The sequence below is a fragment of the Streptomyces sp. NPDC040622 genome (genome assembly GCF_055593965.1).
This window is the reverse complement of record NZ_JBVIXD010000014.1, coordinates 146,395-163,046: the sequence shown is the minus strand read 5'-3', so window position 1 is coordinate 163,046 and position 16,652 is coordinate 146,395. Positions and strand designations below refer to the sequence as shown.

Genomic DNA, 16,652 nt, shown 5'->3' with positions numbered 1-16,652 from the left:
TGGGGGTGCGTGGTGTGTTTGTGGAGTGGGAACCCCCCCTTCCTTTCGTGTGCTTGTGGTGGGCGGTGGTGTGGGGGGGGGAGGGGCATTCGGTGGCCTCCCCGGGCCGCGGCCCGGGCAGGGAGGGGGTCACCCGGTGGGCAGCAGCCGCTGGGGGGCGGCGCGGGGCGGGTGCGGGGCGAGGTCGTGGCCGGCACTCAGGATGGAGCGCTGCAGCTGCCGCAGCCGGGCGGACGGCTCCAGGCCCAGGTCCTGCACCAGGGTGGTGCGCAGCCGCTGGTAGGCGTCCAGCGCCTCACCGCGCCGGCCCGAACGGTGCAGGGCCAGCATGAACTGGGCGTGCAGACTCTCATGCGTGCGGTAGCCGTTGACCAGCACGGTCAGCTCCGACAGCAGCTCACGGTGCCGGCCCAGCCTCAGATCGGCCTCGATCCGCCGGTCCAGCGCGCACAGCCGGCTCTCGTCCAGCCGCTTGATCTCCATCTCCAGCTGCGGACCGGCCTGCACATCGGCGAAAGCACCGCCCGACCACAGGGCCAGCGCCTCGCGCAGCTGACGCGCCGCCCCCGCACAGTCCCCGGCATCCATCGCCCGGTAACCGGCCCCCGCCAGACGCTCGAAGGCCCGCACATCACTGTGCCCGCCATCGGCCACCAGCAGATACCCCCCGGGCATCGTCACCAGCACATCCTTGGCCCGGCGCGGCGGCCCGTCCGCCGCACCCCGCCCGCCGGCCCCCTCCACACAGGCAGACCCCTCCACACGGGCAGACCCCTGCGGGCGGGCAGGCCCCTGCGGGCGGCGCAGCGCCGCGGCGATCAGCTCCCGCAGCTGCAGCACATACGTCTGCAGCGTGGTGCGGGCACTGCGCGGCGGGGCACTGCCCCACAGCTCCTCCGTCAGCGCCGACACCGGCACCATCCGGTCCGCGTGCAGCGCCAGCAGCGCCAGCACCTGCCGCGGCTTGGGCGCCGTGGGCGTGATCGAGTGACCGTTCTCCCGCACCGCCAGCGCGCCCAGTACCTCGATGTCCACAGCGTCCCCCTGAACGTCGGTGATGCCGTTCCCCGGGGAACCGGTCCCCCCTACCGCATCCAGATTCAATTAGATTCCAGGACCCCTGTCAATACAAAACCGCGTAGCTGGTTTCTACCCGTACTGGACCGCTTCTCAGGCGTTCCACCTGCCATTTCTTGAGCAGATATCGAGGAAGGTCCTGGTCACGAGGGCGCCACGCGACGGGCCGCGGCCCTCCGGTTTCTGCCCGGCCGGGACACCGGGGCCGGTCCGGGGGGCCGTCCGGACCGGCCCACGCATCAAAACAGCGACTTCCTGCTGTTTTACGGGGAGGGGCGGGAAGGACCGGGGCAGGGGGGTGCGGGGCCCAGGAAAAGGGGGCGGGGGCCGAACGGGAGGCGGCGGTCGGGGGGCGACGGTCGGGAGGCGGGGCGGGGAGCCCACGAGGGCCGGGGACTGCCTCCCCCGGGGCCGGGGGGATCGCCGGGGGCGCGGGGGTCGGAGCTAGACGGGGGGCGGGGCCTGGGCCGGGGCCGGACGGGAGGCGAGGCCGGGGCCGGGGCCGGACAGGGGGCGGGGGTCGGAGCGGGAGCCGGACCCGGGGGGGGCGGGCCGTGACCCGCCGGAACGGCAGGGCAGTGGGGCGCCGGGGGCGGCAGGTCGGTGGGGCGCCGGGGGCGGGGAGCCCGCGAGGGCCGGGGACTGCCCCGCCCCGGGGCCGGGGGGGGATCCCCGGGGCCGGGGGGGGGATCCCCGGGGGCGCGGGGGGGGGCGGAGCCGGACGGGGGGCGGGGCCTGGGCCGGGGCTGGACAGGGGGGCGAGGCCGGGGCCGGACAGAGGGCGGAGGTCGAAGCGGGGGTGTGGCCGGGGGGTGTGGCCGGGGCCGGACGGGGGGCGGGCCGTGACCCGCCGGGACGGCAGGGCGGTGGAGTGCCGGGGGCGGCAGGGCGGTGGGGTTCCGGGGGCGGGGAGTCCGCGAGGGCCGGGGGCTGCCCCGCCCCGGGGCCGGGTGGGGATTGCAGGGGGCGCGGTGACACCGCAGGCCTGCCCGGCCGGCTCCGGACCGCCGGCCGGGACCCAACGGGACCCAGCGGGACCCAGGGGGCACGAGGGCCCGGGGCGGGCGCGGGACGAGACGGTCCCCGGACCGCCCGGAAGACTAGCCCCCGGGGGGGGCCACCAGGAGGTGAGGGCGGCCCGGACTGCCCGGCCGGGACGGAGAGCCGCGACCGGCCCAGGACGGCAGGCGCCAAGGCACCACGGAAACGGGGCGGCCAGGACAGCGGGAACGCCCGGGACCCGGCCGGAACGTGCGGCGGCCCCAGCCCCAGGTCCAGGCCTGGTCCGGCACCGGCCCCGGACCCCGGCGCCGCCGCCCGGTGTCGCCGCCCGGTGTCGCCGCCCGGTGTCGCCGCCCGGTGTCGCCGCCCGGTGTCGCCGCCCGGTGTCGCCGGGGCCGGGGCTGCCCGGCGTCCGGGCAGCCCCGGGAACGACACCGGGCGGCCAGGGTTGTGGAGCAGCCCGGGACGCCGGACGCGTGGAACGCCGGGACGTCGGGACGCCGCACATGAAGCGGCCCGGGACGACGGACGTGGAGCAGCCCGGGGCGATGGGCGTGACGGGGAGGCGGCCCGGGGCGATGGGCGTGACGGGAGTGGCGGCCCGGGACGGTGGACGTGGAGCAGCCCGGGATGGCGGCCAGGCCAGGGCCCGGGGGCCCGAGGGTGGTGGTGGTGGTGGGGTTATGCGGGGTGGCCGGGCGGGTGAGGAGCGGCGGGGCCCACGTCCGCGGCGGCAGGGCCGGGGGCGGATGGGGTGAGGCGGGGCAGCAGCAGGTCCCAGTGCTGCTCCAGGGTGCGGCGCGAGACCCAGGCCCGATGGTGCAGGCCCAGCGCCGCGAAACCGACGGTCGCCGCGACGACGACGGCCGCCGCCCGGGCCGGCGAAACGTCCGGGGCCAGGGTGCCCTCACGGCGGGCGGTGTCCAGCAGCGTCTCCACCCAGCGCTGCCAGGCACCCCGCAGATCCAGCGGGGAGGTACGCCAGGGAGCCGGCCCCACCAGCTGGAAACCGGCCCGCACCACCGCATCCCGTTCCAGAGCACACAGCAGGGCCCGCTCGGCCGCGACCAGCCGCTGCAGCGCACCGGCATGCCGGGCATCAGCCTCCCGGGTAATGCGGTCCACACCCGCCAGAGCGGCCGCCTCCACCGCCCGCGCCAGGGCCTGCTTACCGGCGAAATGGAAGTGCAACGCCCCCGCACTGACACCCGCCCGGGCACTGATACCGCTGATCGTCGCGGCCACAAAACCCACCTCGGCGAAAACCTCCGCCGCCGCCCGCAGCACCGACTCCCGCGTACGCGCGGCACGCTCCTGCTGCACCATCCCCACTCCCCTCACCCACAACACATCAACAACCCCACCACACCCGACACCCGGATGCGCGACCACCCGACGAACAGCATCCCCAACACCCAGCACCCCACACACCCACCCACACCGGCAGAACTCCAGAACTCCAGAACTCCAGAACTCCGGAACTCCGGAACTCCGGAACTCCGGAACTCCGGAACTCCGCGACTCCGCGACTCCGCGACTCCGCGACACACAATCCCCCGGCGCCGGGCGCCCGGCGCATACCCGGCGCCGGCCGGTACCCCGTACACGAGGCGGTGTGCCTGGCGCGCCCCGCACCCGGTACCCGTACGCATGCGGCCCCGTGCACAGAGCGCCGCATCCACACAGCCGACCGGCCACGCACACCCACACCACCGAACCCCGAACAAACCACACAGACCGAACAGACCGAACAGGCCGCACGGACCACACGGACCGCGCAGGCGACATAGACCCCCGCCCCCGGCATCCCCGGACCAAGCGCCGCAGGACCACAGGCCGCAAGGGAGGCACGACCAGAGCCGCGCGGGCAGTGGACACCACAACTCACCCACACCCCCGAACCAGGCACCCAAGACCAGCACCCAGGGACCCAGGCATACGGAGACCGGGGCACCCGGGCCCAGGCACCCAGGCACCCAGGGGCCGGGGGCAGGCCGGGGCCGGCGGGGGCCGGGCATACAGGGACCCGGGGGCAGGCGGGGGCCGGGCACCCGGGGACCGGGCCCCGGCACACCCCGACGCCGCCGCCCGCACACCCCAACGCCACCCCGACGCCGCCCCTGCCCCTGGCCCCGGGCAGAACGCAAGCAACCGGCCCGAGAACACAGCACAGGCGCGGAGGCGGGGAACAACCGGAGCAGGGCAGGAACGGGAACAGCCGGGACGAGGGCGGGGGCGGGGGCGCTGCTACTGCGGGGGGTTGCCGTGCTTGCGCGAGGGCAGATCGGCGTGCTTGCTGCGGAGCATCGCCAGGGACTTGACCAGGACCTCACGGGTCTCGGCCGGATCGATGACATCATCGACCAGCCCCCGCTCGGCGGCGTAATACGGATGCATCAGCTCCGCCTTGTACTCCTTGACCATCCGCGTACGCATCGCCTCGGGGTCCTCGGCAGCGGCGATCTGCCGCCGGAAGATCACATTGGCCGCACCCTCGGCACCCATCACCGCGATCTCGTTCATCGGCCACGCATACGTCAGGTCGGCGCCGATGGACTGCGAGTCCATCACGATGTACGCGCCGCCGTAGGCCTTGCGCAGGATCAGCGAGATCCGCGGCACCGTCGCGTTGCAGTACGCGTAGAGCAGCTTGGCTCCGTGCCGGATGATCCCGCCGTGCTCCTGGTCGACGCCCGGCAGGAAGCCGGGGACGTCCAGGAGGGTGAGGATCGGGATGTTGAAGGCGTCACACATCTGCACGAAGCGGGCGGCCTTCTCCGACGCCTCGATGTCCAGCACACCCGCCAGCGCCTGCGGCTGATTGGCGACGATGCCCACCACCTGGCCGTCCAGACGCGCCAGGACACAGACGATGTTGCGTGCCCAGCGCTCGTGGACCTCAAGGTAGTCGCCGTCGTCGACGAGCTCCTCGATGACCTTGGTCATGTCGTAGGGCCGGTTGCCGTCCGCGGGAACCAGATCGAGCAGAACCTCCGAACGGCGCCCGGCAGGGTCCTGCGATGCGTGGGCCGGCGGGTTCTCCCGGTTGTTGGAGGGCAGCATCGAGATCAGGTAGCGGACCTCGGCCAGGCAGGTCTCTTCGTCGTCGTAGGCGAAGTGGCACACGCCCGAGGTCTCGGCGTGCACGTCCGCGCCGCCCAGACCGTTCTGCGTGATCTCCTCACCCGTCACCGCACGGACCACGTCCGGGCCGGTGATGAACATCTGCGAGGTCTCACGGACCATGAACACGAAATCGGTCAGCGCCGGCGAGTAGGCCGCGCCGCCCGCGCACGGGCCGAGCATCACGCTGATCTGCGGGATGACGCCGGACGCCTTCGTGTTGCGCTGGAAGATGCCGCCGTAGCCGGCCAGCGCCGAGACACCCTCCTGGATACGGGCACCCGCCCCGTCGTTGAGGGAGACCAGCGGGGCGCCGGCCGCGATGGCCATGTCCATGATCTTGTGGATCTTCGTGGCGTGCGCCTCGCCGAGCGCGCCGCCGAAGATCCGGAAGTCGTGCGCGTAGACGAAGACCGTACGGCCCTCCACCGTGCCCCACCCGGTGATGACACCGTCGGTGTAGGGCTTCTTGGCCTCCAGGCCGAAGCCGGTGGCCCGGTGCCTGCGCAGCTGCTCGACCTCGTTGAACGAGTCCGGGTCAAGGAGCAGCTCGATCCGCTCGCGCGCGGTCAGCTTGCCCTTGGCGTGCTGGGCCTCGGTCGCCGCCTCACCCGGCCCCCGCAGCGCCTCCGCACGGATCTCGTGCAACTCCGCCACCCGACCCCGCACACCACCCACAACACCCTCCCCAACACCAACCAACACCCCACCCCGCACAAAAGACCCCGACACCCTCACCACTCCCCACGCCACCACGCCCGGACACCCGCCCACATACCGGCCGGCCCACCCCCTCCCCCTCAACACCCCACGCTCAACCGCCACCCTCAAAACACACTCGGATATCCCTCGAACACCACCCCACACCCACCAACACCCCCAAGAACAAGCACCCGAAAACAGAGCACCCCCACGCCTCCCGCCCCCAGCGACCGGACACCAAGCACACACCCCGTGAAGCTGGCCCACACAGACCATGTGCCGGCCCTCGATGGTGACCATGGCCCGCTCGCCGAGGCAGCAAATCTCGGAGTGGGTGGTGTTGTGGCGACGCTTCCATCGCTTGAGTCGGCGGCCCCGAAACGGTACTCGGACGGATCCACCGGCGCCTTGGCATGCCTGGTCCGCCCAGCAGGTGAGCCCCACCTGGGCAAGGGCTTCGATGACCCCGTGCTGCCGCGCGGCGGTCAGATCTTGAGTCGCGCCGGGTAGAGCCGGCGAGGCCCAGAGCAGACGCCCGAAGGATCGGTGAGGACCTGGATGTTCATGCCGTGGCGTTTAGTAGGTGTCTTTGAACTCTGCCCGTGAGGCATTGTCGGCTGGTTGATCTGCCGTGTGGGGGCTGGCGGGACAGTCCGGCGGTTGCCGGGAGTGCGGTGATCCGCTGCCGGGCACCGCCCCTGATGAGCCGATGGCCCCGGACGGCACGGGCGCAGATCTCGTTGTAGCGCTGCACCCGCCGCCAGTGCCGGCTGCGGCCCCGTAACGTTGGTCAACCCGGGATATGTCGATGAGATCGTCGGTGCGCCGAAGGGCGCTGCCTGGGCGCCGGGGCTTGCTGTCCGCGTGGCTTGTTCGGTCATTTAATGCGTGCTGCAGGTGTTTTGCCTTCCGTGATTGCTCGGATGCGCTGTTCCAGCACGCGCGCCCAGGACCTCGCTGTCGGGCTCTTGCCGTTGCGAGGGGCATTGACGGACACCTCTACGGCGCCCACATGCATGACGATGTGCTCGAATCGCGCGCTCGTGAAGCGCAGACCACTGTCACCGACGCCGGCATCAGTCAGGTCGTAGCAGGAGTACAGAGATCGGTCGAGTTCGAGGTTCGCCTGGGCGGCGGCAATACGCTCGTCCCGCGTGGGCTTGCCGCCTGCCCCTCCTGAGCCCATGGGGACGCTCAGCGCGAAGTCGACGCCGTCCCCCTGAGCGCCGTTGCCGGCGCTCTTGCTCATCGAGTATTCGTGGGTGCTGCGCCCGGCGGCCTCCTGCGGAGTAGCTCCGCAGACAGTGCCGTAGGTGGCTTCGATGGAGGCCGCGCTGTCTCGCCAGCCCACGAAGTCCGAACCGGACAGACGCCATCCCCGAGGCAGTTCCCTTGCCGTCGGGAGCGCGGCCTTCAAACCGTGAAGAGTGGGCACTCCGTCTTCGACCGGCAGGGCCTCGCTGTCCGGCGGCGAGGGCCGCAGCGTGCTTTCTGTGGCGTGAGGAGATGCCGCCTCGCCGTCCGCGTCACCCGAGCATCCCGAGACGACCAATACCACAGCAGTTATCCCACCGGCGCATATGGCCGCACCGCGCTTCATCGCCAACTCCCCCATATGTACGGCAACTTACCAAGCGTAACGTCCCGTGTGGCCCAGAGGAAAGGGGTGATGACGCACGTACGAGATCAACAGAGCTTCAAAGACAGGCCCTTATGTTTACCGACGTAGTACTAGTACGGAGTGTCGGCGGCGATGCGGTCGATGGGGAGTAGGCAGTGGACAGTCGGCAGTGGACAGCAGGCTGCCGTCGAGGATGACGAACGCCTTCATCCGGAGCGTCGTCACTGCCTCACACAGGGACAGGGCGAGGGCGGCCAGGGACTCGACGGTTTCACGTATGCAGCGGTACACGGCCGCGATCCTGATGCCGAACCCGGCGGCCAGCTGGGCGCAAGCGTCACCGTCCCGCAGGCGGGCCAGGGCGAGCAGGGTCTGACGTCCGGCAGGAAGGCGTCGCCACCGCGTTCCGATCTCCTGCCGCCGGACTGCCAGTTGCCGGGCCAGTAACCGCAAGGTGCGGCTGGGCAGCTCAGCTGGACAGCTCAATCGAGGACGGACAGACAAGCACGCGAAGCTCCTGGCGGACACGGGCGATCTTGGTCAAGAATCCGTCTACCAGGAGCTTCATCGTTGCACAGGACAGTCCAACTCGCGGTCAGCACAGCCAACTTGAAATGGACTCAATGGCTTGATGTCCGAACAGGACGACTGTGGGGCCGTTCAGCGAGGTGTCATGCGCCCGTCCGGTAATCAGCGCGCGACGCTGCGCATCAGTCCCTCAAGGTCCCGTTCGCCAGCCGGTGTTTGTGCCCCACCCTGCAAGCCCCCGCTGATCAGGTGCTGAGCGGTCGGCAGACTGAACATCGAAGCCCAAGCATCGTTCTCACGGAGGAATCCTTCCCTGAAGTCATCGGCGGGCAGCGAGTGCTTGACTGCTTCGATGACACCGTCGGGCAGCGCGGCGATATTACGAGCGATACGGTCGACATACTCGTCGAGCTCGTCGGCCGGCAGGGCCCGATTGATCCAGCCGTAGGACGCTGCGGTCTCGGCATCGAACAAGTCGGCGGTGAGGATCACCTCCAGCGCGCGGTTGCGACCCACCCGGTCACGGAGGTACTGAGTTCCGCCTCCGCCGGGGATGATGCCCATCAGCGCTTCGATCTGACCGAGTCCAGCGGTCTCGGTGGCGGCGAAGGTCATATCCGCCGCAGCCACGAATTCCGCCCCGCCTCCGCGGGCCTTCCCGGCGAGCTTGACTATGGTCACCTGGGGCTGATGACGGATCAGCTCACCGACCGCCTGGAACACGTTGACGTCTGATGGCGCGGATGCGGCGAGTTCCTGGAGGATGTCCATTTCTTCCCCGATGTGCATGTCCACGTGCGCAATGAAGAATTCCGGGTCGGCGCTCGAGAAGACGATCACACGGACGGAAGAATCATCCCTGAGGCCCGTCAACACCGTCCGCAGCTCACGCATCATCGTCGTTCCGAGCGCGTTCACTGGCGGATTGTCGAGGACGATCCGGGCGACGCCATGTTCGCTGCTCACACGCAGCGTCGAGTGGGCATCGTTCGTCATGAGGTTCTCCCCTGGTTACCGCTGGGCATGTAGGTTTGCCATGCATACCTACCGTCGGCGGCGGCGCTCAGATGGTCAAGAACGCACTTTGGGAGCACCTAGGATCATGAGGGACACCGATCTGCATGGCGTTGACGCCGAAACCCGGACGATTTTCCGGGCGGACTGCCCCAGCCGACCGATCCTCGACCAGATAGCGGACAAGTGGTCGATGATGGTGATGACGCTGCTGGAGCGACCCACCCGGTTCAATGAACTGAAGCGAGGTCTGGAGGGCATCACGCAACGTGTCCTCACTCAGACACTGCGCCGTCTCGAGCGCAACGGCATGATTCAGCGCACGGTGCTGCCGACCTCACCGGTCGGCGTCGAGTACTCGCTCACGCCCTTGGGCAAGTCCCTGCGCGAGCCGTTCGGCCTGCTCTACGACTGGACCGTCGAGCACAGCGGTGAGATCCAGAACTGCCAGCGGGCGTACGACACCAGGGCTGACGCTTAACCGCCTGCTCAGTGATCACGACATGCAGGTGGATCGCAGTGGCACGGACCAGCAGTGCTCAGCCGGCCTGTATCAGTTTCCCTGTCCATCCGGGGGTGGCGCCCTACCGGGCAGGGCGCCTGCTCATGAGGGTGACGGCGTCCCAGGTGGTCAGGGTCTCGGAGTGCTGGACGAGCCGTTCGTAGCCCCTCGCGCGGCGACGAGCGTGCTTCATCCGGCGCCGGCGCGAGCCCCTCCTCCGGGCCCACCGACAGCTCTGATGCCCCGCCGCCGCACAGGAGCGCGAAGCGACGCCATTCGGAACCCCCCGCATCCGCGCCAAGTGCGGAACTGACCCCTGAGATCTGCGAGTTACTGGCACGTCCCCATTCCTTCGAGTGGAGTGCCGTCACACCCTCTTGTGCAGCACGAACTGCCCGCATGCGCCCACCCGAGCCCTCAACGAACCCGTCACCACTCCAGTTTGATGCCTACGGCCATGACAGCCACCAACACGGCAACCGGCACACCGGTGGAATTCGACACCACGCGCCACAACCGCCCTGCGCAGTTCTTCCGGCCACCCTGGGTCGGTCTGCCACCCTGGGTCGGTGTCGACGCCGACCCAGGAGGCCGGCCAGGTGAGAAGATCCGGGTGCGCGAGGGCCGGGTCGAGGTGGGCGGGCAGATTATCCAGCGTCGACAGCGCCGGGGCGAGGACCGTGTCGAGCCCCGCGGTGAACCGCTGCGCGAAGTCGTCCTCCGCTTACGGCGACGGCAGCAGATCGCCGATCCGATAACGGCTCTCCAGACCGGGCATCGCGGCTCTGGTCATCTCGTGTCGCCCCGTCCGGCTGTCGAGGCGCTCGCCACACCTGCAGAGTGCGGCGAAGTGCCCAACCCGCAGCCTTGGCAAGCGTGTCGGGCTACTCAGGGTTGAGCACGTTGCCGTTCGCACAGTGGTTCACCGTGTTGCCATTCCAGACGCCGCCCACGGGTACGACGGCGAGCTCCTGGATACACGTCGTAGCGGCTGAGAAGTTCCAGTTGTTCGCGGCGTTGACGCCCTCTCCAAAGTTGTTGTGGCTGTCAGCGTGGGCAGGTGCGGCCATGCCGGCCACGGCAAGAGCCAGACCGGCGACGCTAATGATCTTCTTCATGTCCGGCGAACGAGATCCCCCGCCTGATGGTTGCGGGCCGGTGCGAGGATCGCCCGCTCGGTGGACCATGCCTAGTCCAAGCACCCCGAGCGGAATCTCCGGCCGACAGTGCGGGCACGCGTCGACCTGATCGACGGTGAGGGTCCATCGCGTGGCCTGCTCGCGCGTTACTCCACAGCTCCTCGACGGTCGGGCGCCAGGCAGCAGTCGCCTGCATGGGCGGACACCGACGGACGTCCCTGCCGATGTCCTACTCGATGAGCCCGTCCGGGGCGGGCGGTCGGACCTGCTCGCCGCGGAACGGTTCGACCTCGTGTCGCGCCTCGTCCGCGATCCGTCCGAGGGTGCATGTGCGGTCACTCCCTTGCAAACGCTCCAGCAAGGGCACTACTGATGGGGAGAACTGCTGCGGAGGGGCACACCGACACGGTCGAATAGCGCTATGCCCCCGCCGCCCTCCCTCACCGACGCGGACGTCAGCGATGCGGACCTCACCGATGCAGACCTGACGAGGCAACAGCTCAATTCCACTCGCACCTACGCAAAGGCGAACCTGCCGTCCAAGTTCTCCTAGCCCTACAGCGGGACCTCTGAGCGCGATCGCCCTATGGTGGCCACATCTGGCCCGACATCTCGGCAGGTGCCCCATCAGAAGCCAAGGCCGACGGGCGCGAACTCACCGCGGACTGCCCGATCCACGCACCGGCGCACCGGCACCCACCACCGGCCCGGCCTGTACCTCCTCGAAGCCCACGGACGAACTGGGGAGCGCAGCAACATCCGGCTCCCTCCCCCACTCTCCATGACTGCCAGCAGGCCAGGCAGCACGGCAACCGCTCCTATTGAGGGGACTGTCTGTGCGAGCTCAAGGCACATCAAACAAGCGGTTCGAGAAAGGCTGACCCGTTCCGGGGTGGATGACGCTCCGGCTTTGCCGAACTCCGGCAGTCGCACCCCGGTCTCGCCGGTTCGGTTGGTCACCTGTTGATCTTGGCTACCTGGCCGGCGCCTACCGTGCGGCCGCCTTCGCGGATGGTGAAGCGCAGGCCTTCTTCCATGGCGACCGGCGAGATGAGGCTGACCGAGAAGGTGCTGTTGTCGCCCGGCATGACCATTTCGGTGCCCTCGGCGAGGGTGACGACACCGGTGACGTCGGTGGTCCGGAAGTAGAACTGGGGACGGTAGTTGTTGAAGAAGGGGGTGTGGCGGCCGCCTTCGTCCTTGGACAGGATGTACGCGGTGGCCTCGAACTCGGTGTGCGGGGTGACGGACCCGGGCTTGATGATGCACTGGCCGCGCTCGACGTCCTCGCGCTTGATGCCGCGCAGCAACAGGCCGACGTTCTCACCGGCCTGGCCCTCGTCGAGCAGCTTGCGGAACATCTCGATGCCGGTGACCGTGGTGGTGGTCTTGTCGAGTTTGATGCCGACGATGTCGACCGTCTCATTGACCTTGAGGACGCCGCGCTCGATTCGACCGGTGACGACGGTGCCGCGGCCGGTGATCGTGAAGACGTCCTCGATCGGCATCAGGAACGGCTTGTCGACGTCACGCTCGGGCTGCGGGATGTTCTCGTCGACCGCCTTCATCAACCCCAGGAGCTTCTCACTCCACTCCTTGTCCCCCTCCAGCGCCTTGAGGGCCGACACGTGAACCACCGGCGCGTTGTCCCCGTCGAACTCGTACTCGGAGAGGAGCTCGCGGACCTCCAGCTCGACCAGTTCCAGGATCTCTTCGTCCTCCACCATGTCGACCTTGTTCAGCGCGACCACGATGTAGGGGACGCCGGACTGGCGCGCCAGCAGAATGTGCTCCTTGGTCTGCGGCATCGGGCCGTCGGTGGCGGCGACCACGAGGATGGCGCCGTCCATCTGCGCCGCACCCGTGATCATGTTCTTGATGTAGTCCGCGTGACCGGGGCAGTCGACGTGCGCGTAGTGACGAGCCTCGGTCTGGTACTCGACGTGCGCGATCGAGATCGTGATGCCGCGCTGGCGCTCCTCGGGGGCCTTGTCGATCTCATCGAACGGGGTGAACGGGTTCAGGTCCGGGTACGCGTCGTGCAGCACCTTCGTGATGGCGGCCGTCAGCGTCGTCTTGCCGTGGTCGACGTGACCGATCGTGCCGATGTTGACGTGCGGCTTGGTCCGCTCGAACTTCGCCTTCGCCATGGGGGCGTCTCCTCATGCCTGGACAGGTGACACGCCGTCGCGCACCCGCCACACCGGTGTTGCTGGGGATGGCGCACGGGTGCGGCTACCAACTACCGAACCACTCCACACAGTTCACCACCGTTGGTAGTCGCACTCGCACGTGGGGTGATCATAGAGTTGGCCGGTGCCTGCGCGCGCCGGATGTCCAACAACCAGCCACAGCAGCCGAGAAGGCGTCAGGAATTGATCCTTCTCGGCGCTCCATGCGGGAGCAGTGACCGACTCGCCATCGCCGGACCGCGACAGGAGACCGTGCTCGCCGGTGCGGCAGTGGTCATGAGGCCACTCGCGGCGCGAGGGAACACTGCACTGGCTCGACGTCCCGAAGCCAGCCACAACCGCTGGCACACCCTGGTCACCACCCGGAGGCGCGAGGTCCGGGTACCCATCCCGTCGCCCAAGGTGGCCGCTGGGCTCCGCGCACGCACCATGTCGTGCGCGGAGCGAGGACCCACCGCGTCACGCCCAAGTGGACCCGCCTGCGAGGCGGACTGCGCCGCGTACCGCGTTCCCGAAGGGGCGTGGCCTTACTGGTTCTAACAAAAGCGGTTGATCATGTGACTGTTGGCGCGTCGGCTCGTTGGTCTGGTTGTGGCGAAACATCAGTCGCGGCCGTGGATCGTGTCGGATGAACTGTGGTCGCTCATCGAGCCGTTGCTGCCCGAGCCGGGACCGAAACTGGTACAGGGCAGACCTCGGGTGCCGGACCGGCAGGCCCTGTGCGGGATTTTGTTCGTGCTGCACACCGGCATCCAGTGGGAGTACCTGCCCCAGGAGTTGGGCTTCGGGTCGGGAATGACGTGCTGGCGGCGGCTGGCGGCCTGGAACGAGGCCGGCGTCTGGGACCAGCTCCACCTCGTCCTGCTGGGGAAGCTGCGCTCGAAGAACCAGCTCGACTGGTCGCGGGCGGTGATCGACTCCTCGCACGTCCGGGCCGCTCGACGGGGCCCAAAAGCGGCCCCAGCCCGGTCGACCGCGCACGGCCGGGCAGCAAGCACCACCTCATCACCGACGGCCAGGGCATTCCGCTCGCGGTCACGCTGACCGGCGGCAATCGCAACGATGTCACCCAACTCCTGCCCCTGCTCGACAAGATCCCGGCGGTGGCGGGCTGGTCGGCAGGCCACGTCGACGCCCTGACGCGCTGCTGGCCGACCGCGGCTACGACCATGACAAGTACCGGCGCCTGCTCTGGCAGCGCGGGATCCGCCCCGTGATCGCGAAACGAGGCGAGCCGCACGGCACTGGCCTGGGCATTTTCCGCTACGTCGTCGAACGCACCATCGCCTGGCTGCACGGCTTTCGCCGCCTGCGCATCCGCTGGGAACGACGCGACGACATTCATGAAGCCTTCCTCGGACTCGCTGTCTGTCTGATCACTCACCGCCACGTCCAACGGCTTTGTTAGCGCCTTTTAAGGGGCGTGGCTTTGCCGGCAGCGGATGGAGTGAAGGAGTCAGTCGCGGGGTGCCATCCCGGACCCGGTGCCGTCCGCCAGAGCCCGGCCCTCGCTGCATGAGTATTCCTGCTCTCCATACGGGAGCGCGTCCAGGAGTTCCGCCAGGGCTGTCCGCGCAGTCGGTGCACACTGCGAGAATAGGGAGCGCTCAGTTGTTCGGGGATGGTTCTGGAGGTCCGGGTGAGCCGGGAACGAGTACTGGTGATCGGTCCGGACGCGGAGCCGTGGCGGGCCAAGCAGACAAGTCTGTCCAGCAATGGCTTTCTGGAACGCACCAACCTTCAGCAATGGATCATCAAGGACCCAGCACTGCTGGAAGAAGATCTTCTGATCCTTGCTGAGGAATACGCTTCCTGGGAGACAGCAGACGACTCCAAGGTTTCCAAGCGCATCGACCTCCTGGCTCTCGATGCCCAGGGACGGCTTGTGGTCATCGAGCTCAAGCGAGACGACGCGCCTCGCGACGTACACCTCCAGGCGATCACGTACGCGGCGATGGTGTCTCGCTTCACCGAGAAGACGCTCAGTGACGTCTACGCCCAGTTCCTGACCCACACCACGGGTACCGCGGTGTCGCCGGAGGAGGCCTTGGAGAAGATCGCCGACCACTGCGAGAGTGAATTCGATCCTCATGAGCTCAAGCGGCCTCGCCTGATGCTCGTCGCAGGCGGCTTCCCCCGTGAGGTGACGAGTTCCGCAGTGTGGCTGACTGAGATGGGCATCGATGTCGACCTCGTCGAAACCCGTGCGTGGAACACCGGCACAGGCACCGTGGTGACATTCTCCAAGCTGTACCCCGTTCCCGGCCTGGAGACGTTCACCGTGACGCCGGCTCGCGCCGAACAGGCTGAGATCAAGGCCCGCGCCGAGCGCCGCAGGCTTTCCGCACACAGCGTGAAACGAATCCAGGACGCCGGCGCACTGCCCGAGGGAACGGCGATACAGCTCAGCTTCGCCTACGCCGGGCAGGCGCCGCCCCGGTACCAGCAGCTGCTGGCATGGGCACAGGAACAGCCGGAACGCGCACGCGCGACATGGACCAACGAGGACCACCGGGGCTTGAAGTGGGCTGTCGACGGCGAGCTGTACAAGCCGACGACCTTGGTCAAGCACATGTACCTGCAGGCCACGGGCACGAAACACCCCAACTTGCCGGGGCCGGACTACTGGGTCGTGGCCGTCGGGGAGGCAGGCCTGCAGGGCAAGAACCTCAGGGAAATCGCTGAAGGCGTCGACGCCACCTGAGTGAACAGAACCATCGCTCCGACGACCAAGGTCCGGGCCGGACAAGGCGGTTGGTCACCACGGCTGTCCGTCGGCCCCAGTCCCACTCGACCTCGGCGAAGGTGCCTTCGATGCCGTCGGCGACCGTGGGCCAGTCCAAGGTCGGGTGTCGTTCGGGGACATCACGTACTGGCCATACGACAAGAAGGGCCCGAGACCGCGGCGACCTCGACACCGGTGGGCACCGTACGGGCGAACTCCGGCCGGATCACGGCCAGGCTCATCTGATACGGCCCTCTTCCGCGTTCGGCCGCGTTCGGGAGGGAGGGGCCCATTCGGGCATACCCCCATCGCGTCGAGGACCCGCTCGGTGTCGCCTCGTCCATCGAGCACGACCTCGGCCCCGGCGCCGCCCCTCTGAATTTCAGCCCGCGACGTCTTGCCCCTCGCGACCGTCACCACCTGCCCCCCCCCCCGCATCGCGCCACCCGCCACGTCGGGAGGGGTGCCTCCGAGGAACACGGCGTCCTCGGCGACGCCGTGGACATTGCCGGTCACCACCGACTGCCGCACCTCGCGCGCGTCGAGCGCCGCCAGGACCGTAGCGGCACCGGGCAGCGCATGCCCGCGCTCACGCACCTCGTCCGCCCGCCGGAAGTGGCCGGCGCCGAGTGTGTCAGCGCACCGCAGGAACAGATCGCCGCTGCATGGGATCCCGTGCAGACATGCCGTTTCCTGGATTCCCGTGTCCCCCTCGAGGACTACGACGGACCTGTACGGCCTGCTCCACTCGTACCTGCGCCAGCACGGACCGCGTGGACCCGGCCACCCTCGCGGCGGACCGGGCGATGCGGGCTGCGGAGGACGCCGACGATCCGCTCCGTATTGCCGCGGCGCAGTGGAACTTGAGGTGGGGCACGTCCTCCTAGCCACTCAACAGTCGGCCGCAGTGGAGGAGCCAAGGGCAGTCGAGGCCGATCCATGGTTAAATACAAACCGCACGTACGGTTTTTATAGAGGCGACGGCGCAACCCCGCCTCCCCCATACGTCCCGCACGCCCGGCGCGCC

General features: G+C 69.0%; 9 protein-coding genes and 6 pseudogenes. 4 read left to right on the top strand and 11 right to left on the bottom strand.

Going from position 1 to position 16,652, the window contains the following annotated elements; genetic code table 11:
• Nucleotides 1-129 precede the first annotated feature (129 nt).
• The 7 genes and pseudogenes from ACZ592_RS34640 to ACZ592_RS34610 form a co-directional block, all read right to left on the bottom strand.
• A complete protein-coding gene (locus tag ACZ592_RS34640; protein WP_471585672.1) occupies nucleotides 130-1,035 on the bottom strand; it encodes an AfsR/SARP family transcriptional regulator in 906 nt (301 codons plus the stop codon).
• 1,725 nt (nucleotides 1,036-2,760) lie between these two features.
• Nucleotides 2,761-3,405: a ScbR family autoregulator-binding transcription factor gene (locus ACZ592_RS34635; RefSeq protein ID WP_471585671.1), complete on the bottom strand. Its 645-nt coding sequence runs from the start codon at nucleotides 3,403-3,405 to the stop codon at nucleotides 2,761-2,763.
• Nucleotides 3,406-4,326: 921 nt separating this feature from the next.
• Entirely contained in the window at nucleotides 4,327-5,904 is a 1,578-nt protein-coding gene (locus ACZ592_RS34630; protein ID WP_471585686.1) for an acyl-CoA carboxylase subunit beta, read from the bottom strand.
• 368 nt (nucleotides 5,905-6,272) lie between these two features.
• A pseudogene (locus tag ACZ592_RS34625) lies at nucleotides 6,273-6,482 on the bottom strand (transposase family protein); the annotation flags it as partial.
• A gap of 299 nt (nucleotides 6,483-6,781) precedes the next feature.
• The gene (locus tag ACZ592_RS34620) at nucleotides 6,782-7,504 is read right to left on the bottom strand and encodes a hypothetical protein (protein ID WP_471585670.1); all 723 of its coding nucleotides are present in this window, start codon (nucleotides 7,502-7,504) and stop codon (nucleotides 6,782-6,784) included.
• Between the two features lie 134 nt (nucleotides 7,505-7,638).
• Nucleotides 7,639-8,011, bottom strand: a pseudogene (locus ACZ592_RS34615) (transposase family protein); the annotation flags it as partial.
• A 204-nt stretch (nucleotides 8,012-8,215) separates the two neighbouring features.
• Nucleotides 8,216-9,049, bottom strand: coding sequence for an enoyl-CoA hydratase/isomerase family protein (locus ACZ592_RS34610; RefSeq protein ID WP_471585669.1), 834 nt, complete (start codon nucleotides 9,047-9,049; stop codon nucleotides 8,216-8,218).
• A gap of 106 nt (nucleotides 9,050-9,155) precedes the next feature.
• Here ACZ592_RS34610 and ACZ592_RS34605 point away from each other — a divergent pair, with 106 nt between their 5' ends.
• The gene (locus ACZ592_RS34605; protein WP_471585668.1) at nucleotides 9,156-9,548 is read left to right on the top strand and encodes a winged helix-turn-helix transcriptional regulator; all 393 of its coding nucleotides are present in this window, start codon (nucleotides 9,156-9,158) and stop codon (nucleotides 9,546-9,548) included.
• Nucleotides 9,549-9,654: 106 nt separating this feature from the next.
• Here the strand turns inward: ACZ592_RS34605 and ACZ592_RS34600 are convergent.
• The 4 genes and pseudogenes from ACZ592_RS34600 to tuf all read right to left on the bottom strand — a co-directional run.
• A pseudogene (locus tag ACZ592_RS34600) lies at nucleotides 9,655-9,762 on the bottom strand (IS5-like element IS4811 family transposase); the annotation flags it as partial.
• Nucleotides 9,763-10,035: 273 nt separating this feature from the next.
• Nucleotides 10,036-10,362, bottom strand: a pseudogene (locus ACZ592_RS34595) (phage tail protein); the annotation flags it as partial.
• Nucleotides 10,363-10,453: 91 nt separating this feature from the next.
• Nucleotides 10,454-10,687 carry a hypothetical protein gene (locus tag ACZ592_RS34590; protein WP_471585667.1) on the bottom strand — a complete coding sequence of 78 codons (234 nt, stop codon included), beginning with the start codon at nucleotides 10,685-10,687 and terminating at the stop codon, nucleotides 10,454-10,456.
• A gap of 977 nt (nucleotides 10,688-11,664) precedes the next feature.
• On the bottom strand, nucleotides 11,665-12,858 hold the full coding sequence (tuf, locus tag ACZ592_RS34585; RefSeq protein ID WP_471585666.1) for an elongation factor Tu: 1,194 nt from the start codon (nucleotides 12,856-12,858) through the stop codon (nucleotides 11,665-11,667).
• A gap of 633 nt (nucleotides 12,859-13,491) precedes the next feature.
• Between tuf and ACZ592_RS34580 the strand changes: the two are divergent.
• The 3 genes and pseudogenes from ACZ592_RS34580 to ACZ592_RS34570 all read left to right on the top strand — a co-directional run.
• Nucleotides 13,492-14,308 (top strand): annotated as a pseudogene (locus ACZ592_RS34580) (IS5 family transposase).
• Nucleotides 14,309-14,521: 213 nt separating this feature from the next.
• Entirely contained in the window at nucleotides 14,522-15,604 is a 1,083-nt protein-coding gene (locus tag ACZ592_RS34575; protein WP_471585665.1) for a hypothetical protein, read from the top strand.
• Between the two features lie 736 nt (nucleotides 15,605-16,340).
• Nucleotides 16,341-16,541 (top strand): annotated as a pseudogene (locus ACZ592_RS34570) (transcriptional regulator); the annotation flags it as partial.
• Nucleotides 16,542-16,652: the final 111 nt, after the last annotated feature.